The sequence below is a fragment of the Pseudomonas sp. PME37.24/025 genome (assembly GCF_055556615.1).
This window is the reverse complement of the sequence record NZ_JBVHNK010000434.1, coordinates 1-244: the sequence shown is the minus strand read 5'-3', so window position 1 is coordinate 244 and position 244 is coordinate 1. Positions and strand designations below refer to the sequence as shown.

The 244-nt window shown below is 71.7% G+C and carries 1 protein-coding gene; it reads left to right on the top strand.

Annotated elements, in window-relative coordinates; genetic code table 11:
• Positions 1-198 (top strand): GNAT family N-acetyltransferase (locus tag ACZ3HH_RS30965; protein ID WP_465810524.1); only part of this gene is annotated, 198 nt, incomplete at its 5' end.
• Positions 199-244 lie beyond the last annotated feature (46 nt).

The window sequence follows — 244 nt, the reverse complement described above, 5'->3', positions numbered from 1 at the left end:
ATCGGACGCGCGATCCTCCGGCACATCATGGCGGAGGCGCGGGAGCGTGGCATCCGGACCCTGTGGCTCGAGACGGGGAGCGGCGACGATTTCGCGGCCGCGCGCGGTCTTTACGCGAGCGAGGGCTTCGTCGAGTGCCCGCCGTTCGGGTCGTACCGCCCGGATCCGCTGTCGACGTTCATGACGCGCGAGATCTAGGCCGGAACGACCAGCGCGGTCGCGAAGGCCGCGACGCCCCCGGTGC